Origin of the sequence: Colwellia sp. 5_MG-2023, from assembly GCF_030547795.1 — a bacterium.
GTDB lineage: Bacteria > Pseudomonadota > Gammaproteobacteria > Enterobacterales > Alteromonadaceae > Colwellia.
In genome coordinates, this window is the sequence record NZ_JAUOPW010000022.1 from 21928 (window position 1) to 47163 (window position 25236).

The window sequence follows — 25236 nt, forward strand, 5'->3', positions numbered from 1 at the left end:
TATTGATGTTGAAAAACTAAATAAAAATAAATTTAACTAAAGCCTACGTCATGGATGTACCGAGGCTAAATTAATAACCCCATGAAACAATGATGTTGACTGGATTAATAACTGAGTTAATAGACAAGTTATGATGGAAAATTTTGCAGAACTTTTTGAAGAAAGTTTAAAAGAAATCGAAACTCGCCCGGGTTCAATTATCCGTGGCACAATCGTTAAAGTAACCAAAGACAACGTAATTGTTGACGCTGGTCTTAAATCTGAGAGTGTAATCTCAATCGACCAATTCAAAAACGCTGCTGGCGAAGTTGAAGCGGTTGTTGGTGATGAAGTAGATGTATCGCTTAAAGCTACAGATGATGGTTTCGGTGAAACTATACTTTCACGTGACGATGCTAAACGTCACGAAGCATGGCAAGTACTTGAAAAAGCTTACGAAGAAAAAGAAACTATTATCGGTGTTATCAACGGTAAAGTTAAAGGTGGTTTCACGGTTGAAGTTAGCAATATTCGCGCTTTCTTACCGGGTTCATTAGTTGATGTACGTCCAGTACGTGACACAGCTCACCTTGAAGGTAAAGATTTAGAATTCAAAGTTATTAAGCTTGATCAAAAGCGTAATAACGTAGTTGTTTCACGTCGTGCTGTTATCGAAGCAGAAGGTAGTGCAGAACGTGATGAATTACTAGAGTCATTAGCGGAAGGCCAAGAAGTTAAAGGTATCGTTAAAAACCTTACTGATTACGGTGCATTCGTAGACTTAGGCGGCATTGACGGCCTACTTCACATCACAGATATGGCTTGGAAACGCGTTAAGCACCCAAGTGAAATCGTAAATGTTGGTGATGAAATTCAAGTTAAAGTATTGAAATTTGACCGTGAGCGCACTCGTGTATCTCTAGGTATGAAGCAGTTAGGCGAAGATCCATGGGTAGCAATTGCTAACCGTTACCCAGAAGGTTCTAAACTTTCTGGTCGTGTAACTAACTTAACTGACTACGGTTGTTTCGTTGAAATCCAAGAAGGCGTTGAAGGTTTAGTTCACGTTTCTGAAATGGATTGGACTAACAAAAACATCCACCCATCTAAAGTTGTTAACTTAGGTGACACTGTTGAAGTACTAGTATTAGAAATTGACGAAGAACGTCGTCGTATTTCTTTAGGTCTTAAACAATGTATCGCTAACCCTTGGGAAGAGTTTGCTAAAAACTTCAACAAAGGTGATAAAGTATCAGGTAAGATTAAGTCAATCACTGACTTCGGTATCTTCATTGGTCTTGATGGCGGCATAGATGGTTTAGTTCACTTATCTGATATTTCATGGGCTGGCGGTGAAGAAGCTGTTCGTGATTATAAGAAAGGCGATGAAATCACTGCTATCGTTCTTCAAGTTGACCCTGAGCGTGAGCGTATCTCTCTTGGTGTTAAACAAGCTGAAGATGACCCGTTCAACATGTACTTAACTGATAAGAAGAAAGGTACTATCGTTACTGGTAAAGTAACTGAAGTTGACGCTAAAGGCGCTACAATTGAGTTAGCTGAAAGTGTTGAAGGTTACTTACGTGTTAGCGACATTTCTGTAGAGCGTATCGAAGATGCATCTACAGTAATTAAAGTTGGTGATGACGTTGAAGCTAAGTTTATGGGTGTGGATCGTAAGAACCGTACTATCAGCTTATCTATCAAAGCAAAAGATCAAGCAGAAGAACGTGATGCAATGGAAAACCTAAACCAAGTTGAAGAAACTGGTTTAAGTGCTATGGCTGCTGCGTTTAAAAATGCTAAAAACTAATATCTTGTAACAAGATACTAATTTTATTTTTTGCACTTTTTATAGATTGTATTACACTATAAAAAGACTAGGGGAGGAGAATGTTATTATTCTCCTCTTATATTAACCTCATTAGCACGATGCTAGATGAATACTGGAGGGTCATATGACCAAATCAGAACTCATTGAAAAACTAGGTGATAAATTCAGCCATTTATCAGCTAGAGATGTAGAACAATCGATTAAAGAAATCTTAGAATTAATGGCGCAATCTTTATCTAAAGGAGAACGCATTGAAATTAGAGGGTTTGGTAGTTTTTCATTACATTATCGTGCTCCTAGAGTTGGTAGAAACCCAAAAACAGGTGAATCAGTTGAGTTAAGTGGTAAATACGTACCTCACTTTAAACCTGGTAAAGAGTTACGAGAAAGAGTTAATCTTTCAGCTGCTTAATCGCTGCATCATTGTAAGCTCATTGCAAAAGCAAGAAAAAAATTGGATAATAAACGGTATACTTTAGTATGCCGTTTTTTTTTGGTAATTATTTTTTATATTCGAAAGACGCTTACGTAATTTCACCAACAACTTCAAGCGAGACAGTCCAACGTGCGAATTTATTTTACTCTTTTATTAGTTCTAATTTTACTCGCCATTGCTTTTGTTTTTGGTAGCCAAAATGATCAAATAATTTCATTAAATTATTTGATCGCTAGAATTGAGCTTTCTATTGCAGCAGCTGTTAGCTTATTTACCGGGATTGGTTTTTTTCTTGGTTTGTTAGCAACCATTATTTGGCGATTGATCCGCAAGGGTAAAAAGTCTTTAGCCAAAAACCGCTCAACTGAAATATAGAAATAAGTAACCAAATGATAGAGCTCCTTTTCTTACTACTCCCAGTAGCTATGGCCTATGGCTGGTTTATGGGAAGAAATAGCATAAAGCAAAAAGATCAAACCATTAAACAAGACTTGTCTATCAAGTACTCCACCGGACTAAACTACTTACTTTCTAATCAAAAAGATAAAGCAATAGACTCACTGCTTGATGCATTAAAAGTTGAAGATGATAGTGTGGAAGCACATTTTGCCATGGCTAATCTCTTTCGTAAAAGAGGTGAATTGGATAGAGCATTAAAAGTACATGAACATTTAGTTCGTCATGGCAACCTACCTACAAAAGACAAACAACAAGCAGTCTACGAGTTAGGTAAAGATTTTTTAAGTGCAGGTCTATATGATCGTGCAGAAAAAATGTTTAATAAATTATTAAAATCTCCTGATTATGGACTGAAATCATTAACTTATTTGCTGCAAATATTTCAATCTACTAAAGATTGGCAACGTGGTATTAGTCATAAAAAATTAGCCATTAAATTTAATGATAAACGTTTATTACATACGTTAGCTAATTTTTATTGTGAACAAGCAACAACTGCTTTTGAGCAAGATAAATTTATTGAGGTAATTGAATTACTTGAACAAGCACTCAAGTTGGATCCTAATTCTTGCCGTGCTAATTGGTTGATGGCTAAGATTTATGAAAATCATAAGCAGTGCGAGTTAGCGGGAAAATGTTATCAAGATATCTATACACAGGATAAAGATTTCTTTCCTGACGTTATCGATCAAATGCATCAATGTTATCTTGACCTTGATGCTAGTGATGAATTTTTTAGTTTTATTAAAAAAGTTTATGATGAAACGGCAAGTTCCAGTGCGCTTATTTCTTATTTAAGTCATGTTGAAAAAAAACATGGCAATAAAAAAGCTAAAGAGTTTTTATTATCAGCACTTAAACGCAGACCCACTATTCGAGGCTTTAAACACCTAGTTAAAATGGAAATGAGCCAAAGTGACCAAATAGAGAACAAGGCTAGTTTAGATTTAATAAAAGATCTAATCAGTGAATATTTAAAACTTAAACACAGGTATAGTTGTCGTAGTTGTGGTTTTAATAGTTCGACCCATTATTGGTCTTGTCCATCATGTCACGAATGGGAACAGCTTAAGCCAGTTCGAGGCCTTGAAGGTGAATAATTTAATCTTTCTTTGTTCTAAAGCTCAATAACTGCATCGGAAGTACTCATTGACTATCGTCAACTCCGTGCTTTCTCTTTGCTCTTGAACTATAGAACTTTGAAAGAAGTCATTATTAATAAAATGATCGTAATTTAGTTAAGCAGTTAAGTAAATAAAGTCGACTAATTTAACATTGTTATTATAAGTTTCAAATAATACGCCCTTCCGGTTGTGTCTTAAGTCGGAATCTATAGCTATTAACATAAATTATACTGTAAGAGCGACATTGTCGCGTGAAAGAATTGAAAATAGGAACTCCCATGTTTGACCCAAAAGTTGTTGTCGCTTTAGACTTTGATAAAAAAAATGATGCTTTGTCGTTTGTAGACAGAATTTCTCCGACAGAGTGCAAACTTAAGGTAGGCAAAGAAATGTTTACCTACTTTGGTCCAGATTTTGTTAAAACGTTAACAGGGAAGGGCTTTGATGTCTTTCTTGATTTAAAGTTTCACGACATTCCTAATACCGTGGCAAAAGCGGTAACGGCTGCGGCTGACTTAGGTGTTTGGATGGTTAATGTACATGCTAGTGGTGGTAGTCAAATGATGACTAAAGCAAAACAAGCATTAGATAACTATGGTAACGATGCACCACTGTTAATTGCAGTTACGGTATTAACTAGTATGGCACAAGATGACTTAACAGGTTTAGGTATTAATAAAACACCAGCAGAGCAAGTTAACTTTTTAGCAAAATTAACTAAACAAAGTGGCCTTGATGGCGTCGTTTGTTCAGCATGGGAAGCAGAACAATTAAAGCATGATTTAGGTAAAGAGTTTAAATTGATCACGCCAGGAATAAGACCTGAAGGCTCAGCACAAGACGATCAACAACGTATTATGACCCCAAAACAAGCTATTGATGTTGGTGTCGATTATTTGGTGATCGGACGTCCTATTACTAAAGCGGCTGATCCACAATTAGTTTTACAACAAATTAACGCCTCAATTTAATTTTTAACTTATTTTCAGGTTTACTCCTGAAAATTAAGATAGTAAATTCTCCTTTATTGAAAGAGTTTAGTTATAAGATTTATCTTATGGTTAAACTCTTTGTTCGCATTGATATTCGCTATAGCAGTATGGGTTAATGCTAGTTGATAGAGATTCTTCTATTTGAAATAAAAGTCGTTATTTAATATTTTAAGCAAAAAAAACCAGGTAATTAAATTACCTGGTTTGATATTTTTCTTATGATAAATAAAAGTTATTTTTCGTATTGACTGATGAAAGCAACAAGATCTAATACCTTGTTTGAGTAACCAATTTCATTATCGTACCAAGATACAACTTTCACAAAAGTATCAGTTAAAGCAATACCTGCTTTAGCATCAAATACTGAAGTACATACTTCACCAACAAAGTCATTAGAAACAACAGCATCTTCTGTGTAATCTAAAATACCTTTTAACTCACCTTGAGAAGCCGATTTCATTGCTTCACAAATTTCAGCATAAGTAGCTGGTTTTTCAAGGTTAACTGTTAAATCAACTACAGAAACATCAGGAGTAGGTACACGGAATGCCATACCAGTTAATTTACCATTCAATGCTGGAATAACTTTACCTACAGCTTTTGCTGCACCTGTTGAAGATGGAATGATGTTTTGGCCAGCACCACGACCACCACGCCAATCTTTAGCAGAAGGGCTATCTACAGTTTTTTGAGTTGCTGTAGTCGCATGAACTGTTGTCATTAGGCCATCTTTAATGCCCCAGTTATCATTTAATACTTTTGCAATTGGCGCCAAGCAGTTAGTGGTACAAGAAGCATTAGATACCACATCTTGTCCTGCATATTCAGCTAAATTAACACCACAAACAAACATCGGTGTATCATCTTTAGAAGGTGCCGAAAGCACAACTTTTTTAGCGCCAGCTTCAATATGTTTACGTGCTGTTTCGTCTGTTAAGAACAAACCTGTTGATTCAACTACAACATCAACATCGATTTCATTCCATTTTAAATCAGCAGGATTACGCTCTGCCGTAACACGTACTACTTTATCGTTAACGATAAGTTGTCCGTCAACAACATCAACAGTACCATTAAAACGACCATGCGTTGAATCATATTTCAACATGTATGCCATGTAATCAATATCAATTAAATCATTAATACCAACTACTTCAATATCATCTCTTGCTGCAGCAGCACGAAATACGAAACGACCAATACGGCCAAAACCATTTATACCTATTTTAATTGTCATAGAACTCTCCCAGAAACTCAATATGTAGTAAAATTACATCATTTTAGGAAAAATTCAAGTTAAAGTTTGCATATATGACGTAAAATGTCATTTTAAGTTAATTATTTACATGTTTTTGCTAATAAATAGATATTTATTGTAGAATATTTCAGAATATGTAGCTTTATTCGCTATTTTCATGATTTAGCAATAGCTGCATGTTAGAATAATGTTATTCCGATGTACCTTTTATATTTTATCTTTGGGAAATAAAGATCAAAATCGTTACATCAGTATAAGCTTCATATAGTAAAATTTATCAATATCAAGTCAACACATTAGTGTAGAGCATTAATCTTTAGGAAAATAATTTTATGACACAGGATAAAATTTTGTGTGACATCGGTTTTATTGGCTTAGGCGTTATGGGTAAAAACCTTGTACTGAATCTTGCCGATAATGGCTACAATATAGCAGCTTTTGATTTATCAGCAGAAAAAGTTCAAAGCGTTATTGAGCAAGATAAAGAGGAAAACACAACGGGTTTACCTCGTGTTTATGGATGCTCATCCTACACTGAATTATTAGCTCAGTTAAAGGCACCTCACCTTATTGTGTTGAGTGTTCCTGCTGGCTCGCCTGTTGATCAAGTTTGTGAGAGTTTAATTGGTGCTGGAGTTCAGCCAGACGATATTGTTATTGATACAGGCAATAGCCTTTGGGTTGATACCGTTGCTCGTGAACAAAAATATAAAAATAATTTTTTATTATTTTCTTCAGCTGTTTCAGGAGGAGAAGTTGGAGCACGTTTTGGACCTTCATTAATGCCAAGTGGTTCACCTTATGCTTGGACTCGGGTTAAACCTATTTGGGAAGCCATTTCAGCTAAAGTTGATGCAAATACAGGCAAGCCTATTGAACGAACAAAACCAGGCCAAGTTGTTACTGAAGGTGAACCTTGTGCCACTTATATTGGGCCTGCTGGTGCAGGGCATTATGTTAAAATGGTGCATAATGGTATTGAATATGCGGACATGCAAATTATTTGTGAAGCCTATCATATTCTAAAATCCGGTTTGGGTTTATCTTCTGATGAAATAGCTGATATTTTTGAAAACTGGAATGGTGGTTTACTTGATAGTTATTTAATGGAAATTAGTGTGGAAGTGCTTCGCCATAAATCAGTTGATACAGGCACAACACTTATTGATCTTATCCTTGATAAAGCGGGACAAAAAGGTACGGGTCTGTGGACCGCGATGAGTAGTTTAGAGGTAGGTTGTCCAGCACCTACTATTGCTCAAGCCGTTTATGCTCGTTCAATTTCATCATTTAAAGATTTACGTGTTAAGGCATCCACAATATTAAGTGGACCAGCAGAGACAAGCTTATCAAGCCAAGAACAACATGATTATATCGAACAACTGCATGATGCTATTTACTGCGCTAAAATGTGTGCGTACGCACAAGGTTTTCAGCTAATGAAATTAGCTGCGAAAGAACATGGTTGGACGCTTGATTTTGCTAATATTGCAAAAATTTGGCGTGCTGGGTGTATTATTCGAGCGACATTTTTACAATCTATTGTTCAAGCCTATGCAAGAGATGAAAACCTAGATAACTTACTATTAGACAGTTTTTTTGCTGAGCAGTTGAACACACGTCAGCTTAATTGGCGTAAAGCTATCTGTGGTGCCACTATGTTTGGTATACCTAATGGTGCCCTTTCATCTGCATTATCATATTATGACTCTATACGTAGTGAAATGTTGCCAGCAAATTTATTGCAAGGGCAACGAGATTTTTTTGGTGCGCATACTTTTGAGCGTCTTGATAAAGCGGATGGCAAAAAATATCATGTTGAATGGTCTACTGCAGAGCGTAAAACGGTTGTTGTAGACTAGTTTTAGGTACCAAAATACATATTAATAAGGTTTATAGCCTTTAGGAGAAATATTGATGAACGATCATTATAAAGATAAACTAAGTGAAGACGCTTACAAAGTTTGCCGTTTAGCTGCAACAGAGCAGCCCTTTTCGGGTATTTATAATGATCATTGGCTATCAGGTACTTATCTGTGTGCTTGTTGCGATAAACCTTTATTTAATAGTGACAGTAAATTCAATGCTGGTTGTGGTTGGCCTAGCTTTTCTTCTTCTATCGCAGGCAATGTTGCCTACTTTGAAGATGAAACTCATAATATGAGCCGTACAGAAATCCAATGTAAGGATTGTCAGTCACACCTTGGTCATGTATTTGACGACGGACCTATGCCAACCGGCAAAAGATATTGTGTGAATTCGCTCAGTTTAACTTTTAAAAACAATTAAGCATTACTATCTCTAAGCATATAATTATCTCTACCATTTTACTGTTAATGGCTGCGAACAAAATGACTCACATCTTGGTGAGTCATTTATACAATCACTTTGTGTCACAACCTTAAATTACCATTCCTTATAGCAAATAATTTAACGGTTTCCATCGCCTAAAGGAAATCGTTTACTACAATGCCTATCAAAGAAAACAACGTATAATATTATTTATAGAATAACGAAGATAAATGAATAAAATAACGCGTTGATAAAGATTGTCTATTCTAAGGGGTGACCTATAAATTTTAATTGTATATCAATAATATTGATCTATTACCTTAAAATCAGGCTAGGTAATAACGAATTAATAGCGTTGTAATAATTGTAGTTTTTCTCATTAAATTATTATGTAACCTATAGAGAAATATTACGTCTTGCATTACAATATGCCAAAATTAATTATCCACCTTAGTCTAGTTTTATATTTTTTTTAATTAGTCTAAGATTATTTTATTAAACTCTCGCTCAATCACTTGAAATATAAGGCTTAACTAATGACGTCTCATCTTGAGGAAGAATATCAGATCAGCTGGCAAGAACGCCAAACTTTCGCAGAAAATATGCAACCAATCATTGGTCAATTATTTAGAAATAAAGGAATTGAAATATCTGTTTATGGTAGACCGTTATTAAATGCTTCTCCTATTGATATCATTAAAGCGCATAAATCCGTTGCTTTACATGAAGAAAGCAAACTACGTTTACGTGAAAGTTTTCCATTTGTTGAAGCGTTAAGCAAAATGTCATTGGCTCCTGCACGTATTGATGTAGGTAAATTGGCATATCGTTACTTATTTAAAGAGCAGTCTAATGGCTTGTCTATTGAGCAATATTTAGAAAAAGAATTAGAAACAGTCAATACAACAAATAATGTAGATCAAGGGCAAGATGTTGTTTTATATGGTTTTGGACGTATTGGCAGACTACTTGCTCGTTTGTTAATTGAGCAAACAGGTCCTAATGCTAAATTAAATCTTCGTGCTATTGTATTACGTCCAAGTAAAGGCGGAGACGACCTAGAAAAACGTGCAAGTTTACTACGTAGAGACTCTGTGCATGGCGCATTCAATGGTAGCATTACTATTGATAAAGAAAATAATGTCATCAAAGCCAATGGCGCTTTTATTAAAGTTATTTATGCAAATTCACCTTCAGAAGTAAACTACATTGAGCATGACATTAACAATGCTCTTGTTGTTGATAATACTGGTATCTGGACTGATGAAGAGGGTTTAAGCCAACATTTACAATCTAAAGGTGTTGCTAAAGTTTTATTAACAGCCCCTGCTAAAGGTGATATCAAAAATATCGTTTATGGTGTTAATCAAAGTATGATTTTACCGGAAGATAAAATTGTTTCAGCTGCAAGTTGTACAACGAATGCGATTACTCCTGTTCTTAAAGCATTGAATGATGAATTTGGTATTCGTAATGGCCACGTTGAAACCATTCATTCTTATACAAATGATCAAAACTTAATTGATAATTATCATAAAGCGCCTCGTCGTGGTCGCAGTGCACCACTTAACATGGTTATCAGCACTACAGGTGCAGCAAAAGCGGTTGCAAAAGCGCTACCTGAACTGGCAGGTTTGTTAACGGGTAATGCTATTCGTGTTCCTACGCCAAATGTATCTATGGCTATTATGAACTTAAACCTGAAAAAAGAGACTGATAAAGATAGTTTAAACAACTATTTACGTGAGATGTCTTTAGAGTCTGATCTACAAAATCAAATTGATTATACTGCTTCAAACGAAATTGTTTCAACAGACTTAGTGGGCTCACGCTATGCGGGTGTTGTAGACTCACAAGCAACTATTGTTGATGGTGATCGTGCTGTTTTATACGTATGGTATGATAACGAGTTTGGTTATAGCTGTCAGGTAGTACGTGTTATGTTAGAAATGGCAGGTATTACAATTCCAACCTTACCAGTGAACTAGTAATAACATTAACTGAAAGTAACACATTGAAACGCCTTCATTAAATTGTAGGCGTTTTTTTATGCTTAAAATTTATTAAATTTCCATGTTATACCAGTTTCATTAATTAGGTGAGCAATTTTATACGAAGAAAAAATTGCCCAATACCAGGTATTTATTTCAATAACTCGTAGTTCTAATTATTAAATAAATAACGATGTCGTTGGTGACGTTAACAAGTAGAAATGACACATAGTTAGTGTGCTAGCTTTGAACTCTCGTGTTTAGCGAAACATGTTTATCTTCGTGGCACTATAAACAGCGTTTAGGTTTTGGTAAACCAGCATATTTAGTTGCTTGTTTAGCCGGCCCATCAGGAAATAAACGAAAAAGATAACGGCTATTGGCTTTATCCTCACCAAACTCAGCTTTCATTGCTTTTGTTAGGGCTCTTATTGCTGGAGAAGTGTTATAGGTTAAGTAAAACTGACGAACAAAATTGATTATTTCCCAGTGTTCAGTTGTCAGTGTAAAACCATCTTGATCTGCGATTATTTGTGCTAAATCGGATTGCCATTGAGTGTAATCTAATAGGTATCCTTGTTTGTCAGTATCAATTTTTATGCCTTTAAAGTCTATTGCCATGTTATCACTCTGTCATTTTCAAAAGTCAGTGAAACTAAATCTGTCATCTCAATTTTACTAACAACTGCTTCATTGATCTTAATTGCCCGAGCATTAGCATGCTGCGCAATCACCTTTAATTTTATGTTAATTGCGCTTACATTGCTCTTAGATAAATTGTTATTTAAGTTATCGATTAAGTTGTTTGTTAAATGATGATGTAAGTTATAGCAGCCATCATCAATAAAAACGATGACATCGTTATCACCAAGTACTTGTAAGCATTGAGCATAATCATTGGTATTAAAAGCACTTTGACGAACAATATGTAGTGTAGTCATCAACGTAATTCCTTAGCGTTTATTCGTAAATTAGTATAATTATTAATAAATTAACACTAAAACCTGAAAATAGTATGGTGTGATGTTAATCGCTCTGCAAAGTCTCGTTGATTTAATACCTGTACTGCTTCAATATGAAAAGTAGCAGGTAAATTCCGCTGTTCTAACGAGTTTTGGCATACGTAAATATCTTCAATATCGTAAAATTCAAAAGCTGAAAAGGTCTTAAGATAATCTTTCACGGCAATAGCCGAGCCATCTTGCCCTTGTACTAGCTGCCAAACACCATCCCCCTGAAAGAACAGTGATACAGGTTGTTCAAAAGAGCCAAAAACTAAGGCAATATCTACTGAATCCTTACCAGCGCTATCACTATAAGGGGCTTTACTATTCAGTATTGCGAGTGTTTTTAATGCGTGATCACTCATTACAGTTGCACCATCCTATCAGCCTTTGTCGTAAGTTCAACTAACTCTCCTAAACCTGAAACAGTAAAAATTGCGTGAATAGAGTCATTGTGTTCATCACTTATGCCGCGTTTTTCTGCTGCCGTAATACAAAGATGTAAGGGGAGGTTATAGGTGTGGTGTAATCGTTGCCAATGTTGTATTGCTTGAAATTCATCACTGGCTATTTGGATATTTTTACTCGCATGCATAACTCCGTCCTGATAAAAGAAAACCCCTACAAGCTCAATATTACTTTTTAGCGCAGTTTCAATATAGTCAAGTGCTGTAACACTTAGATTACTATAAGGGGAGGTGGTGACAAGAACGGCAAGTTTCTTCACGATTAAAATCTCTATTTGTCTATTAATAAACGTCTATATTATGCTAATGAAAAAATCATACTTTAGACATAAAAAAGCCCCGCAATAGCGAGGCTTGATATTATAACGTTTTTTTTTGAGACTAAAAGCTAATTAGCTTAAGCTGTTATACAGCTTCTATTAGTCATCGCCACCGAAAACACCTAAAAGGTGAAGCAAGTGAACAAAAATATTATAAATGTTTAAATACAATGAAACAGTTGCTCTAATATAGTTTCGTTCGCCACCGTTAATAATACGGCTAGTATCAAACAAAATTAAACCAGACATAATCATGATAACACCGGCACTAATTGCTAATGATAACGCTGGAATTTGGAAAAATATGTTAGCTATCATAGCAACAAATACAACAATTAAGCCTGTCATCAAAAAACCACCCATAAATGAGAAGTCTTTTTTACTTGTTAAAGCGTATCCAGATAAAGCGAAAAATATTAATGCTGTACCACCAAGTGCTTGCATAATCATTGCTGGACCACCAGGCATAGCTGCATAACCATTAAGCATTGGTCCTAATGATGCACCCATTAAACCAGTAAAAGCAAAAATCCAGTAAATACCACTAGCAGAATCAGCCTTTTTATTAACAACAAACATTAAACCAAAAGCAACTAACATCATCACAAGTGCTGCCATGTGAGACAGGTTGATTGCCATTGAAACGCCAGCAGTTACGGCACTAAATGCTAGTGTCATAGATAAAAGCATATAAGTATTTTTTAATACTTTGTTAATTTCAATCGCTGAGCTTTTACTCGCGGTTTGAAAATTCATATTAGTTTGCATAACTCTTCCTTTAAGAACTTAATTATAATTACTTTATATAAGCTAAGATAAGGGCGTTTACGTAAAGTTCAAGTATTTTTCTTAACATTGACTAACGACCTTCTGACATATTATGACATGGGGGTTTTTAAATAGCTAGTTTAGCACTGCTGATATTTATCAATAATTTGTTTCCGTTTGTAACATGACAAACTGTGATCATTAACCATGCCACATGCTTGCATATGAGCATAACAAATCGTTGAACCAACAAATTTAAAACCACGCTTTTTCAAATCTTTACTCCAAGCATCTGACTCTGGACTTGTGGCTGGGTAATCGCTCAATGTTTTATATTCTTTAACTATGGTTTTGTTATCGACAAAGCCCCACATATAGTTACTGAAGCTACCAAACTCTTGCTGAATTTTAATAAATAATTGTGCATTATTGATCGCGGCGTTAATTTTACCTCGATGACGAATAATGTCAGGGTTTAGCAATAACTGCTCAACTTTATCCTGATCATATTGTGCAACAATATTCACATCAAAGTTTGCAAATGCATCACGATAGCCATTTCTACGTTTTAATATAGTGTACCAACTCAAACCCGCTTGTGCAGATTCAAGGCATAAAAACTCAAACAATTTCTGATCATCATAAACGGGAACACCCCATTCTTCGTCATGATAAGCAACATAATCAGGCTTTGATGTATCTAGCCATGGACAGCGACATGCTAATAGCTCTTTTTGTTGATTTTCCACAGATACCTCTTTTATATTTAAATTAATTTCACTTACTTGTATCACCTAGTTATCTTGTTTTGCTTAATAAGGTTACAGGCTCTTTATATTTAATGATTTTCTGTATTTTGTCCGATGGTCGTTGATAATAAATTAACCATATAACTTTAAGTCTTGGATATTATCACTATAAAAAACAGCTCAACTCTTATCGAAAAACCTCGCTTTATCCAGCTAAAAACATGGAGTTTTCCATCATAATATCTTCTTTATTTTGAGGTATATCTATCACTATTCTCAATATGCATAGTTAGTTATTAGAACTATTCATTTGTTAAATCTAATAGCTAGACCTAGCATGATTAATAGTACAAAAATTGTGCTTGAGGAATCATTAACGTTGGACTGATAGTGACAACAGGTGGTGACAATAATAAGTACGGCTTAGTCAGTAATTACTGAAATGTACTTTATACAATAATTCATGTTCAAACAAAGTATTTGAATGGGATCATATTAGTGAATACGTGTTTTTTAGTATTTATAGCAAAATTGGGGATTCAAGATGAGAGATATACCAACAACAAGAACAACAAAATATTTTAAACGTACATTACTTGTTTCAGCAATATTAAGTGCAATCAACCTAGGCGCAGTAAGTGCTCAGGAAGTTAATCAAGCTGTTGAAGACGATGATAAAGATGTAGAAAGGATAATGGTCACTGCATCTAAGCGACTTAAAGGGCTACAAGAATCTCCTGTAGCCATAACCGTTGTAAGTGGCCTCGCTGTTGATCAAGCAAAAGTTTTAGATATGAATGATTTACAAACGCTGGTGCCAACCTTACGTGTCACCCCTTTACAGCGGTCTATAAATACTAATTTTGCTATACGAGGTTTTGGTAATGGTACAAATAATACCGGTATTGAACCATCGGTAGGTATTTTTATTGACGGTGTTTATCGTTCGAGAGCTGCCGCTCAAATTGGTGATTTACCACGATTACAACAAATAGAAGTGTTAAGTGGTCCTCAAAGTACGTTATTTGGAAAGAATGCATCTGCTGGTGTTATTAATGTTCGAACGATGGAGCCTGCTCACTCGCTTGAAGGAAGCATAGAATTTGGTGCTGGTAATTTTAATCAAAAACTTGTTAAAGGCTATATTACTAATGGTGTTACGGAAGAGTTGGCTTTCAGTTTATCAGGTGGTTTCAATAAACGTGATGGTTACACCGATAGTGTTGTTGGACTAAATAAAATTAATAATCGCGATCGCTGGAATATTCGTGGTCAGGCATTATATGAGCCTACTACAGATGTAACCTTACGTGTTATTGCTGATTATAGTGAGATAGATGAAGCCTGTTGTACTGCCGCCGATGTTATTAATGGTCCGACAACTGCAGCGGTACGTGCATTAGGTGGTGTTGTGTTAGAAGATAACGATCCATTCTCTTATCAATCATCACTTAATATTGACCCTGACAATACAGTGCAAGATGGTGGTGTTTCAGTTCAACTTGATATTGATTTTGATGGCTTTTCTTTTACCTCAATTAGTGCGCTGCGTAGTAATGATTCCGATTTTTTAAACGATGTAGACTATACCTCGTTAGATATTTTACGAGAAGGAGGTCACACCAAAATTGATACTCTTACTCAAGAATTTCGTTTGACTTCAACAGGAAAGCAAACTTTGGAATGGATGATAGGTGCGTATATTTTCCAAGAAGAAGTAATTACAGGCGATACGCTATATTACGGGGATGATATTCGTAGCTTTTTTGATGCGTTGATGACCGCTGGTGGTGCAGATGGTTTATTAGCGGGTGTTGAACAAGTTTACGGGCTTGAACAGGGGGCGTTTTTTTCTAATGAATCTTTTGTAAACTCTGAATTTACCCAAGATAATGACGCTTATTCATTATTCGCTAATTTTGATTATCATATAACGGAAGATTTTACGGCTATTTTCGGTGTTAGTTACACGAAAGATGAAAAAACGATAACAGCGGAACAGATCAATAAAGATGTATTGTCTGGCCTTGATATAGACACTGAATTAACAGCATTTGGTGTACCATTATCGCTTATTCCAACACTTGCACCAGCCATTCCTATTTTAAATAGCATTCAATTGTTACCACCCATGCCGAGTTTACCTAACGACGTTGAACAGAGTAAATCTGAGGATAGTAAAACAACTTGGTCAATGCGCTTGGCCTACGAGGTAAACGATAACTTTAATGTTTTTGCAACGGCAGCGACTGGCTTTAAAGCATCATCATGGAATCTAGGACGAAATAGTAACCCTTTTATTGCAGATCAAGCAGCAATGGAAAGTGCAGGTGTTGCGCTTGCTAATCAAACCTACGGTGGTCGCTTTGCTTCACCTGAGGAAGCAAAAGTTTATGAGCTTGGCGTGAAAGCGAGATTTAAAAAAGGGGCATTTAACGTAACTTTATTTGACCAAACGATTGAAGGGTTTCAGTCATCTATCTTTATTGGTACTGGTTACGTATTGGCAAATGCCGGTAAACAAAGTACGCAAGGACTGGAATTTGATTCAGTTTACAACCCAACTGAAAACTGGTCATTTACGTTAGCAGGTACTTTTCTTGATCCTGTCTATGACTCATTTGTTGGAGCAACAGGGTTAGATGGTCCTGTTGATTTATCAGGTGAAAAACCAGCGGGTATTCATGAACGCAGCATAACGGCCGGCATTACTTACAGCTATGAATTAGAAAATGGTGCATATGGTTATGTAAGAACTGATTATATTTATGAGAGTGAAGTGTACCTCGCTGAAAATGTGCCGGAGTCGCTAACACGCGAAGTTGGCACCTTAAATGCGACAGCAGGATTAAACTTTGACAATGGACTTAATGTTCAACTTTGGGTACGTAATCTAAATAATGATGAATACCTACATTCTGCCTTCCCACCACCAATACAGGCAGGTAGTTATAATGCTTACCCAAGCCAGCCTCGTATGTATGGTGCTTCTATTTCTTATGAATTTTAAACAGAAGGATTAAACAAAAACGTAAGCACATTTAAGAAGCATATCAAACTCAAGTCGATTTTATGGTCGAGTTGAATTGATAGTGAGTGTCAATTAAACAGCCTTGTAATTTTTATTACAAGGCTGTTTCTTATTCTAGGGTTCTATACCCAGTAAATTTTTAATAAAACAATTATAAATCAGATGTTTAAATAGGTTTTTTGTTGTTTGCTTATTACTAAGTATTGATCATTTTATTTACTACTATTAATTCGTATGGAGAATAGTAAGTTATAAGAACTATTCATTTGTTTAATCATTCGATTAGGCATAGCATGAGTTATTCACATTAATCCAGAGTGTTAAAGCTGTTTTTAATTATATCAATTAACTGTTTAACTATATTGGTGGTAATAAATAAGATGATAAAAATAATAAGCATTATCCCAGTGCAACACCCAACCTTGATAATAGCAGCGTAACTTATGTCTGCTATCTATCTTATTCGCCATGGGCAGGCTTCATTCGGCAAAGCTGATTATGATCAACTGTCTGATAAAGGTTGTCAGCAATCTGAATTACTTGGTCAATATTGGCAAACGCTTAAGACACAGAATAAACCAGGAAAGTTATTTTCAGGTGCATTGTTACGTCATGAACAAACACTTGAAAACTTTTTAAAAGGTTATCAGGGCGATAAACCATCTACAGTGTTGCACTCTGGTTTTGATGAATTTAATCATGTTGATTTGTTATCGCGTTATGATAGTCAATGGAAAAATTACGCCAAAATGGCTGCACTAATTAGTCAAAAACCAGAAGCAAATAAAGTGTTTCAAAAAGAATTTTCTTTGGCGCTTAATCGTTGGGTTAGCGGTAAATATGATGGAGATTATATGGAAAGTTGGTCGCAGTTTAAAAAGCGCTGTATTACTGCATTAAAAGACGTAATTAACCAAGAGCTCAATGCTAAGAAAGAATTCAGTAACATCACACCGTCAAATAACATTTGTATTTTCACTTCTGGCGGTACTATTTCAGTATTGGTTCAACATATTTTAGGCTTATCTGATCAAAACACATTATCGATTAATCAACAATTACGAAATACTAGTGTCACAAAGCTACTCTTTACCAAAGGTAGCCTAAGCATTGATTATTTGAATAATTATGGTCACTTAACTCAAGCAGGTCATGACTGGGAAACATTTAGATAAAGGTCGTTAACAAAAATTTTAAAGAGGAATTTAGATATGAGTACTAATTTGTTCGATTTAACAGGAAAAGTGGCTTTAGTTACCGGCGCAAGTCGAGGTATTGGTGAGCATATAGCAAAATTACTCGCTGAAAATGGCGCTCATGTCATTGTATCGAGCCGTAAAATAGACGGTTGCCAAGCTGTCGTTGACCAAATCATTGCCGCCGGTGGTAGTGCTCAAGCAATTGCTTGTCATATTGGTGAGATGGAACAGATAGAAAGCATATTTAAGCAAATATCAACTGAGCACGGCAAACTAGATATATTAGTGAATAATGCTGCAGCAAATCCTTATTTTGGCCATGTATTAGATACAGACCTGTTAGCTTTTCAAAAAACGGTTGACGTTAATATCCGTGGCTACTTCTTTATGTCTACTATTGGCGCTAAATTAATGAAAGAAAATGGTGGTGGAGCCATTGTTAATGTTGCCTCAATCAATGGAATAATTCCTGGTGATTATCAAGGTATATATTCTATTACCAAGGCCGCGGTTATTTCTATGACAAAAACGTTTGCTAAGGAATGTGCACAATTCAATATTCGTGTTAATGCCTTATTACCTGGTGGTACGGATACTAAATTCGCTTCAACCTTAGTCAATAATCCAAAAATATTAGAACAACTAATGCATCACGTACCAATGAAACGTGTTGCCCAGCCAGAAGAAATGGCAGGCACGGTACTGTATTTAGTTTCTAATGCTTCTAGTTACACAACTGGCACGGCAATAAATGTTGATGGCGGCTACTTGATCGGATAAATCGCGACAGATAAAACAAAGTATTCGATTGAGTAGATAAATAAGCCGTAAGTTTTCTTTACTAGTGTACGGTGTAAATTTAAACAATATCAAGTTAGCAAGCATGTTAACGATAGATAATTAGCAAATGAATGTTAGGAAATAAAATGAGCAACAATAACGCAGCAAAACTATTTGAGTCATTCTCAGCAGGTAGCTTAAACTTAAAAAACCGCACCGTGATGGCACCCATGACACGTACGTTTTCACCTAACTATATTCCAACAGATGACGTAGCAAAATACTATCGCCGCAGAGCAGAGGGCAATGTTGGTTTAATTATTACCGAAGGGACATTTATTTCTCATAAAGCCGCAAACGGCTATGAACGTGTACCAGCAATTTTTGGTGATGAGGCTTTAGCGGGTTGGAAACACGTCGTTGACGAAGTTCATACTGCAGGCGGAAAAATAGCGCCACAACTTTGGCATGTAGGCTCGGTACGTAAAGAAGGTATTGGTCCAGATAAAGAAGTTCCGGGCTATAGCCCATCAGGTTTATATAAACCGGGCGCACCAAACGGTGTTGCTATGAGTAAAGCAGATATCGATGATGTCGTCGCTTCATTTGCCCAAGCTGCTGCAGACGCGAAAGCTATTGGTTTCGATGCTATCGAAGTACATGGTGCACACGGTTACTTGGTTGACCAATTCTTTTGGGAGGGCACTAACCAACGTGATGATGAATATGGTGGATCATTAGAAAACAGAACCCGTTTTGGCGTTGAAATAGTCAAGGCTATTCGTGAAAAAGTAGGTAAAGACTTTCCAATTATTTTTCGATTTTCACAATGGAAGCAACAAGATTACAACGCCAAACTTTGTCAAACGCCTGAAGAATTAGCAACCTTTCTAACCTTATTAAGTGATGCAGGCGTTGATATTTTCCATGCAAGTACTCGACGCTTTTGGTTACCTGAATTCGAAGGCTCTGATCTTAACCTTGCCGGTTGGACAAAAAAATTAATCAATAAACCTGTAATTACTGTTGGTAGTGTTGGTTTAGACAGCGATTTTACCGGTGAAGGTAGTGTTGATCTTGCTGGTACGTCTAACCCAACGGGAATCGAAGGATTATTAACGCGTTTAAATAATGATGAATTTGATTTAGTAGCTATTGGCCGTGCCTTATTGGTTGACCCTGAATGGGTAAATAAAATTGAACATAATAAAGAAGATGAAATAGCGCCGTTTAATAAAGAGGCGTTAATGAAATTAAGTTAGTCGCTTAATTAGGTATTAGTTAATCACTTACATAACTTTATAGTAAAAATAATAAGGATTTCCCATGGATTTTGAATACAGCGACAAAGTTAAAGAATTAATGGCACGTGTTAGCGCATTTATGGACGAGTACGTTTATCCTGCTGAAGCAGAAATGCATGAGCAAGTAGCACAAAATCAATGGACAACACCTGCTTTAATGGAAGAGCTGAAAGCGAAAGCGAAAGCACAGGGATTATGGAATTTATTTTTACCCGTTAGTTATGGCAAATACAGTGCAGGACTTACTAATTTAGAATATGCCCCTCTTGCTGAAATTATGGGCAAAGTATTTTGGGCGCCTGAAGTATTTAATTGTGCTGCGCCAGACACGGGCAATATGGAAGTATTAGCTAAATATGGTAACGAAGCACAAAAAAAACAGTGGTTAGAGCCGTTGCTTGAAGGAAAGATTCGTTCGGCTTTCGCGATGACTGAGCCAGAAGTTGCCTCTAGTGATGCAACTAATGTTGAATTAAGCATAGTGCGCGATGGTGATGAATACGTTATCAATGGTCGAAAATTTTACATCAGTGGCGCTTGTCGAAAACAGTGTGAAATTATGATTGTGATGGGTAAAACTGACCCAGATAACACTGACCGCTACATTCAACAATCTCAAGTACTTGTACCAATGAAAACGCCAGGGGTCACTATGGTACGTCCAATGAAAGTGTTCGGTTATAACGATGCACCAGAAGGACATGCAGAAATCACCTTTGACAATGTTCGCGTACCTGTTGAAAACATCATTATGGGTGAAGGTAAAGGTTTTGAAATTGCACAAGGGCGATTAGGCCCAGGTCGCATTCATCATTGCATGCGATCAATTGGTGTCGCACAACGCGCGCTAGATTTAATGTGTCAGCGTGTTAACGATCGCATTGTATTTGGTCGTCCAATGATCAAACAACAATCTATTCGAGAAGATATTGCTATTTCGGCTTGTCAAATTGAACAAGCCAGACTGATGACGTTAAAAGCGGCTCAAAAGATGGATCTAGAAGGCAATAAAGCGGCCAAAGATATTATCGCCATGATAAAAATTGTTGCTCCGAGTATGTCACTAGATGTACTCGACCGGGCTATTCAATGTCATGGTGCTGTAGGCGTTAGCCAAGATACCTTTTTAGCTCATGCGTTTGCCGGCCAAAGAACGTTACGTTTAGCTGATGGCCCTGATCAAGTACACATGATGCAACTTGGACGCGACTTAGTAAAAAAATCAACATAGTACTTAATTCGGCTAAAAACTAGCGGTAATTTTTGTTAGTGAAGAGTTAATCATTAGTACGTTAAATAAATGGAAGAGATAAAAAATGTCAGCAACCGTTTCTTTTGATATAGAAAAATTGACTCGCTATTTAGAGTCTAATGTTGAGGGGTTTGTTGGTCCTATCAGTTTAGAGAAGTTTCCTGGTGGTCAGTCAAATCCAACCTTTAAAGTCAATGCTAAGTCGGGGCTTTATGTACTACGAAGCCAACCGCAAGGAAATTTATTGAAATCTGCACACGCAGTAGATCGAGAGTTTCGGGTACTTAATGCCCTAAAAGATACCGATGTGCCTGTAGCTAAGGTTTATCACCTGTGTATCGATATCAGCATTATCGGCTCGATGTTTTATTTAATGGAATATTGTGATGGTACTGTTTATTGGAGTGCTTCATTACGTGAGGTATCAACTAACGCTTATCGAAGTCAACTATACGACACTATGAATAAGGCTTTAGTTGCATTACATAGTGTTGATCTTGATGCAGTTAATTTACGTGACTATGGCAAAGCAGGAAATTACTTCGAGCGTCAATTTTCGCGATGGACATCACAATATCGTGCTACTGAGTTGCAACAAATTGATGCGATGGATAACTTAATATCATGGCTTGAAACACACCTACCGCCTGATGATGGTCGAGTTTGTTTAGTTCATGGTGATTTTCGTTTAGACAATATCATGTTTAGAAAAGACAAAGCAGAAGTGATAGCGGTGCTCGATTGGGAATTATCGACACTCGGACATCCATTTTCTGATTTAGCTTATCAATGTATGCAGTTGCGTATGCCACAAGGCATGGGAACTATTGATGGATTACAAGGCGTAAACAGAGCAAGTTTAGGTATTCCTACAGAAGAAGAATATGTTGCGGCTTACTGTCAGCGTATGGGAATTGAACGTATTGAAAATTGGACATTTTACCTTGCTTTTAGCTTCTTTAAATTAGCGGCTATTGCACAAGGCGTTGCTAAACGAGCTTCTCAAGGCAATGCCACAAATGAACAAGCGAATAAAGTGGGCGCTTTTGTTGAACCATTGGCACAAATGGCCTTGAGTATTATTAGTGATGAATAAAATGTGATTAATGCTGTTTGATGAAGAATTACGGATAAAGAAAATAAAATAATTAGCAAAAAATAAAGTAATGCATAACAACTAAGAACAAAAGAAATTGTTATCTAAACAATAAATTATTAAACGATATTTGTAACGTAAGGAATTTACCATGGATCCACTATTAGATTTTACAGGAAAAGTTGCCGTTATAACTGGTGCAGCTCAAGGCTTTGGTCAGCTGCTTGCTGAAGAATTAGCGAAGCGCGGTGCAAAACTAGTGATTAGTGATATCAACGAAGCAGGTGTAATGAAAGTTGCTGACGGCATTAAAGCGACTGGTGCAGACGTTATTGCCATGGCGTGTAACGTTGCAAAAAATGATGATTGTAAAGCAATGGTAGATGCGGCAATTAAGCACTTTGGTAAAGTTGATATTGGCGTTAATAATGCCGGTATTGCCCACGAATTTATGCCATTACATGACATAGATGAAGCCATTATGGACTCTCAATTTGCGGTTAATGTTAAAGGCGTGCAATTTGGTATGCGTCATCAAATACAACAAATGCTTAAACAGGGCGAAGGCGCTATTTTAAATGTTAGCTCTATGGCCGGTTTAGGTGGCGCAGCAAGAGGCAGTGCTTATGCAATGGCTAAGCATGCGGTTATTGGTTTAACCAAAACCGGTGCCGTTGAATATGGTCGTAACAATATTCGTATTAATGCTATTTGTCCGTTTTTTACCTTGACGCCAATGGTGACAAACTTTGCTGATGATGAGCAGCAAAAACGCATGAGCAGAGGTGCACCTATGCACCGATTAGGTGAGCCTAAAGAGATTGTTGCCATGATGCTGATGATGTTATCACCAGCAAATACCTATATGACAGGACAATGCATCGCAATAGATGGTGGTGTATCTGCACAGTAAGCGGTAAAGCAACACGCATTTATAGCGCAGTATATTAGCCATAAATCATTATTTTTTATGGCTAATAATATCGATAAGTAAAAAGATAAGAAGAGAATAGTATGACAGCCACATTAATGAATGAACGAGATCTTGAATTTATGCTCTATGAGCTTTTTGACAGTGAAGCGCTGATCAAACGCAATAGATATCAAGACCATGACCGTCAGACTTTTAATGAAGTCATTAATACTGCGAAGGCGATAGCAGAAAAACACTTCTTACCTATTCGGCAAAAACTTGATACTCATCAACCAACATTTGATGGCAAAAAAGTCACACTTATTCCTGAGCTTAAGCCAGCTATTGAAGCGATTATTGACTCAGGTATCTCCTCTGCAACGGCTGATTACGAATTAAATGGTATGCAGTTACCACCGATAGTTGCCAGTGTGGCGAGCACCTATTTAACGGCTGCAGGTGGTGTTGGTTTAGGCTATAACATGCTGACCAATGCCAATGCTAACTTACTTGAAGCTCACGGCAGTGAAGCGTTAATTGAAAAGTGGGTTAAACCGATGCGTTCTGGACGTTTTATGGGCACCATGGCGATGACGGAACCCGGCAGTGGCTCAGGGTTAGGCGACCTAATCACGAAAGCCGTGAAATCCGACGATGGCACTTACCGTATTAGTGGTAATAAAATTTATATTTCTGGTGGCGATCATAATTTAAGTGAAAATATTGTTCATTTAGTTTTGGCTCGAATTCAAGGTGCGCCAAAGGGCGTTAAAGGTATCTCTTTATTTGTGGTACCTAAATTTTTAGTAAATGACGATGGTACGTTAGGTGCTGATAATGAAGTTGCCCTTGCAGGCTTATTTCACAAAATGGGGGGCAGAGCACAAACCTCTACCGCGTTAAGTTTTGGAGAAAAAAATGGCTCTATTGGCTACTTAGTTGGCGAAGAGAACCAAGGGCTTAAGTACATGTTTCATATGATGAACGAAGCTCGTATTATGGTTGGCACAAGTGGCGCTACACTTGCCGTTGCTGGTTATCAATATTCAGTCGACTACGCAAAAAACCGTCCTCAAGGCCGTTTACCGTCTTGTAAAGATCCACTTTCACCTATGGTGAATATTATCGAACATGCTGATGTTCGTCGTATGTTACTTGCACAAAAAGCTTATGCCGAAGGCGCGTTGTCATTAGTACTTTATGGCTCTCAACTGAGTGATGACGAAAAAACAGCAACGACAGAAGAAGCACGAGCACATGCGCATATGCTATTGAACTTTCTAACTCCTATTATCAAAACTTGGCCGTCTGAATATGGCACTAAAGCGAATGATCTGGCGATTCAAGTACTTGGAGGGCATGGTTATATTAACGAACATCCTGTTGAGTTGTTTTATCGTGACAATCGTTTAAATCCTATTCATGAAGGTACAACCGGTATTCAATCGCTAGATTTATTAACCCGTAAAGTACCGATGAATAAAATGGCGGGCTACTCAGCAACGTTGAGTGAAATTTATAAAACGATTGAACAAGCCAAGCAATATAGCAATTTAACTGCATTTTCAGCACAGCTTAGTGATGCACTTGAAACATTAAAGCAAACTACGGATGTGGTATTAACTGCAATACAAACGACAAATATCGACCTTGCATTGGCGAATTCAGTGAAATATTTAGAACTATTTGGTCACGTTATCATTGCTTGGTTATGGTTAAAGCAAGGTGTCGTTGCTAGTGAAGCGTTGCGCAAGCAGCCGCACCAAGCAGATGAAGATTTTTATAATGGCAAACTACAAGCGTTACAGTATTTCTATCGTTTCGAATTGCCAGAAATAGCGTTGTGGTCAAATATTTTACGTACTAGTGACAGTACAACATACGATATGAAAGTAGCTTGGTTTTAAGCGTATAGCTATAGTTTTTAACTATGTTTAACACTATAGCTAAAAATAAATTTTAATAATAAATAACATAAAAAATGTTTA

Annotated in this window: 23 protein-coding genes; 16 read left to right on the forward strand and 7 right to left on the reverse strand. The window is 36.6% G+C overall.

The window, feature by feature from the left end; all coding sequences use genetic code 11:
* The first annotated feature begins 130 nt into the window (after nucleotides 1-130).
* From rpsA to pyrF, 5 genes are all read left to right on the forward strand, one after another.
* A complete protein-coding gene (gene rpsA, locus Q4496_RS13720; RefSeq protein ID WP_215974521.1) occupies nucleotides 131-1792 on the forward strand; it encodes a 30S ribosomal protein S1 in 1662 nt (553 codons plus the stop codon).
* Nucleotides 1793-1937: 145 nt separating this feature from the next.
* Nucleotides 1938-2225, forward strand: coding sequence for an integration host factor subunit beta (gene ihfB, locus Q4496_RS13725; protein ID WP_215974520.1), 288 nt, complete (start codon nucleotides 1938-1940; stop codon nucleotides 2223-2225).
* 153 nt (nucleotides 2226-2378) lie between these two features.
* On the forward strand, nucleotides 2379-2624 hold the full coding sequence (locus Q4496_RS13730) for a lipopolysaccharide assembly protein LapA domain-containing protein (protein WP_215974519.1): 246 nt from the start codon (nucleotides 2379-2381) through the stop codon (nucleotides 2622-2624).
* 14 nt (nucleotides 2625-2638) lie between these two features.
* The gene (gene lapB / locus Q4496_RS13735; RefSeq protein ID WP_215974518.1) at nucleotides 2639-3808 is read left to right on the forward strand and encodes a lipopolysaccharide assembly protein LapB; all 1170 of its coding nucleotides are present in this window, start codon (nucleotides 2639-2641) and stop codon (nucleotides 3806-3808) included.
* Between the two features lie 302 nt (nucleotides 3809-4110).
* Nucleotides 4111-4803, forward strand: a complete 693-nt coding sequence (pyrF, locus tag Q4496_RS13740) for an orotidine-5'-phosphate decarboxylase (protein WP_215974517.1) — start codon at nucleotides 4111-4113, stop codon at nucleotides 4801-4803.
* A gap of 253 nt (nucleotides 4804-5056) precedes the next feature.
* Here pyrF and gap read toward each other — a convergent pair whose 3' ends face one another.
* Nucleotides 5057-6061: a type I glyceraldehyde-3-phosphate dehydrogenase gene (gap, locus tag Q4496_RS13745; protein ID WP_215974516.1), complete on the reverse strand. Its 1005-nt coding sequence runs from the start codon at nucleotides 6059-6061 to the stop codon at nucleotides 5057-5059.
* Nucleotides 6062-6414: 353 nt separating this feature from the next.
* On the opposite strand from gap, the gene gndA reads away from it, so the two are divergent.
* The 3 genes from gndA (at nucleotide 6415) to Q4496_RS13760 (ending at nucleotide 10362) form a co-directional block, all read left to right on the forward strand.
* Nucleotides 6415-7944 (forward strand): NADP-dependent phosphogluconate dehydrogenase, encoded by a 1530-nt coding sequence (gene gndA / locus Q4496_RS13750; protein WP_215974515.1) that lies wholly within the window; start codon nucleotides 6415-6417, stop codon nucleotides 7942-7944.
* Nucleotides 7945-7999: 55 nt separating this feature from the next.
* Entirely contained in the window at nucleotides 8000-8371 is a 372-nt protein-coding gene (msrB, locus tag Q4496_RS13755) for a peptide-methionine (R)-S-oxide reductase MsrB (RefSeq protein ID WP_215974514.1), read from the forward strand.
* A gap of 539 nt (nucleotides 8372-8910) precedes the next feature.
* Nucleotides 8911-10362: a glyceraldehyde-3-phosphate dehydrogenase gene (locus Q4496_RS13760; RefSeq protein ID WP_215974513.1), complete on the forward strand. Its 1452-nt coding sequence runs from the start codon at nucleotides 8911-8913 to the stop codon at nucleotides 10360-10362.
* A 291-nt stretch (nucleotides 10363-10653) separates the two neighbouring features.
* On the opposite strand, the gene Q4496_RS13765 is transcribed toward Q4496_RS13760, so the two are convergent.
* From Q4496_RS13765 to Q4496_RS13790, 6 genes are all read right to left on the reverse strand, one after another.
* Nucleotides 10654-10986: a TusE/DsrC/DsvC family sulfur relay protein gene (locus tag Q4496_RS13765; RefSeq protein WP_215974512.1), complete on the reverse strand. Its 333-nt coding sequence runs from the start codon at nucleotides 10984-10986 to the stop codon at nucleotides 10654-10656.
* A complete protein-coding gene (gene tusB / locus Q4496_RS13770; protein ID WP_215974511.1) occupies nucleotides 10977-11306 on the reverse strand; it encodes a sulfurtransferase complex subunit TusB in 330 nt (109 codons plus the stop codon). Before tusB ends, Q4496_RS13765 begins: the two co-directional genes overlap by 10 nt.
* Before the next feature lie 56 nt (nucleotides 11307-11362).
* Nucleotides 11363-11734: a sulfurtransferase complex subunit TusC gene (gene tusC, locus Q4496_RS13775; RefSeq protein ID WP_215974510.1), complete on the reverse strand. Its 372-nt coding sequence runs from the start codon at nucleotides 11732-11734 to the stop codon at nucleotides 11363-11365.
* On the reverse strand, nucleotides 11734-12096 hold the full coding sequence (tusD, locus tag Q4496_RS13780) for a sulfurtransferase complex subunit TusD (RefSeq protein ID WP_215974626.1): 363 nt from the start codon (nucleotides 12094-12096) through the stop codon (nucleotides 11734-11736). Before tusD ends, tusC begins: the two co-directional genes overlap by 1 nt.
* A 159-nt stretch (nucleotides 12097-12255) precedes the next feature.
* Entirely contained in the window at nucleotides 12256-12924 is a 669-nt protein-coding gene (locus tag Q4496_RS13785) for a Bax inhibitor-1/YccA family protein (RefSeq protein ID WP_215974509.1), read from the reverse strand.
* Nucleotides 12925-13064: 140 nt separating this feature from the next.
* Nucleotides 13065-13673 carry a DNA-3-methyladenine glycosylase I gene (locus Q4496_RS13790; protein WP_303601810.1) on the reverse strand — a complete coding sequence of 203 codons (609 nt, stop codon included), beginning with the start codon at nucleotides 13671-13673 and terminating at the stop codon, nucleotides 13065-13067.
* Between the two features lie 544 nt (nucleotides 13674-14217).
* Between Q4496_RS13790 and Q4496_RS13795 the strand changes: the two genes are divergently transcribed.
* From Q4496_RS13795 to Q4496_RS13830, 8 genes are all read left to right on the forward strand, one after another.
* Complete coding sequence (locus Q4496_RS13795; RefSeq protein WP_303610657.1) at nucleotides 14218-16683, forward strand: TonB-dependent receptor; 2466 nt, start codon at nucleotides 14218-14220, stop codon at nucleotides 16681-16683.
* Nucleotides 16684-17147: 464 nt separating this feature from the next.
* Nucleotides 17148-17879, forward strand: coding sequence for a histidine phosphatase family protein (locus Q4496_RS13800; protein WP_215974506.1), 732 nt, complete (start codon nucleotides 17148-17150; stop codon nucleotides 17877-17879).
* 36 nt (nucleotides 17880-17915) lie between these two features.
* Nucleotides 17916-18683, forward strand: coding sequence for an SDR family oxidoreductase (locus tag Q4496_RS13805; protein ID WP_215974505.1), 768 nt, complete (start codon nucleotides 17916-17918; stop codon nucleotides 18681-18683).
* A 146-nt stretch (nucleotides 18684-18829) separates the two neighbouring features.
* Nucleotides 18830-19945: an NADH:flavin oxidoreductase gene (locus Q4496_RS13810; RefSeq protein ID WP_303610658.1), complete on the forward strand. Its 1116-nt coding sequence runs from the start codon at nucleotides 18830-18832 to the stop codon at nucleotides 19943-19945.
* Between the two features lie 64 nt (nucleotides 19946-20009).
* Nucleotides 20010-21218 (forward strand): acyl-CoA dehydrogenase family protein, encoded by a 1209-nt coding sequence (locus tag Q4496_RS13815; RefSeq protein ID WP_215974503.1) that lies wholly within the window; start codon nucleotides 20010-20012, stop codon nucleotides 21216-21218.
* 85 nt (nucleotides 21219-21303) lie between these two features.
* Nucleotides 21304-22335 carry a phosphotransferase family protein gene (locus Q4496_RS13820; RefSeq protein WP_215974502.1) on the forward strand — a complete coding sequence of 344 codons (1032 nt, stop codon included), beginning with the start codon at nucleotides 21304-21306 and terminating at the stop codon, nucleotides 22333-22335.
* 151 nt (nucleotides 22336-22486) lie between these two features.
* Nucleotides 22487-23248 (forward strand): SDR family NAD(P)-dependent oxidoreductase, encoded by a 762-nt coding sequence (locus Q4496_RS13825; protein ID WP_303610659.1) that lies wholly within the window; start codon nucleotides 22487-22489, stop codon nucleotides 23246-23248.
* Between the two features lie 101 nt (nucleotides 23249-23349).
* Nucleotides 23350-25155, forward strand: coding sequence for an acyl-CoA dehydrogenase (locus Q4496_RS13830; RefSeq protein WP_303610660.1), 1806 nt, complete (start codon nucleotides 23350-23352; stop codon nucleotides 25153-25155).
* Nucleotides 25156-25236: the final 81 nt, after the last annotated feature.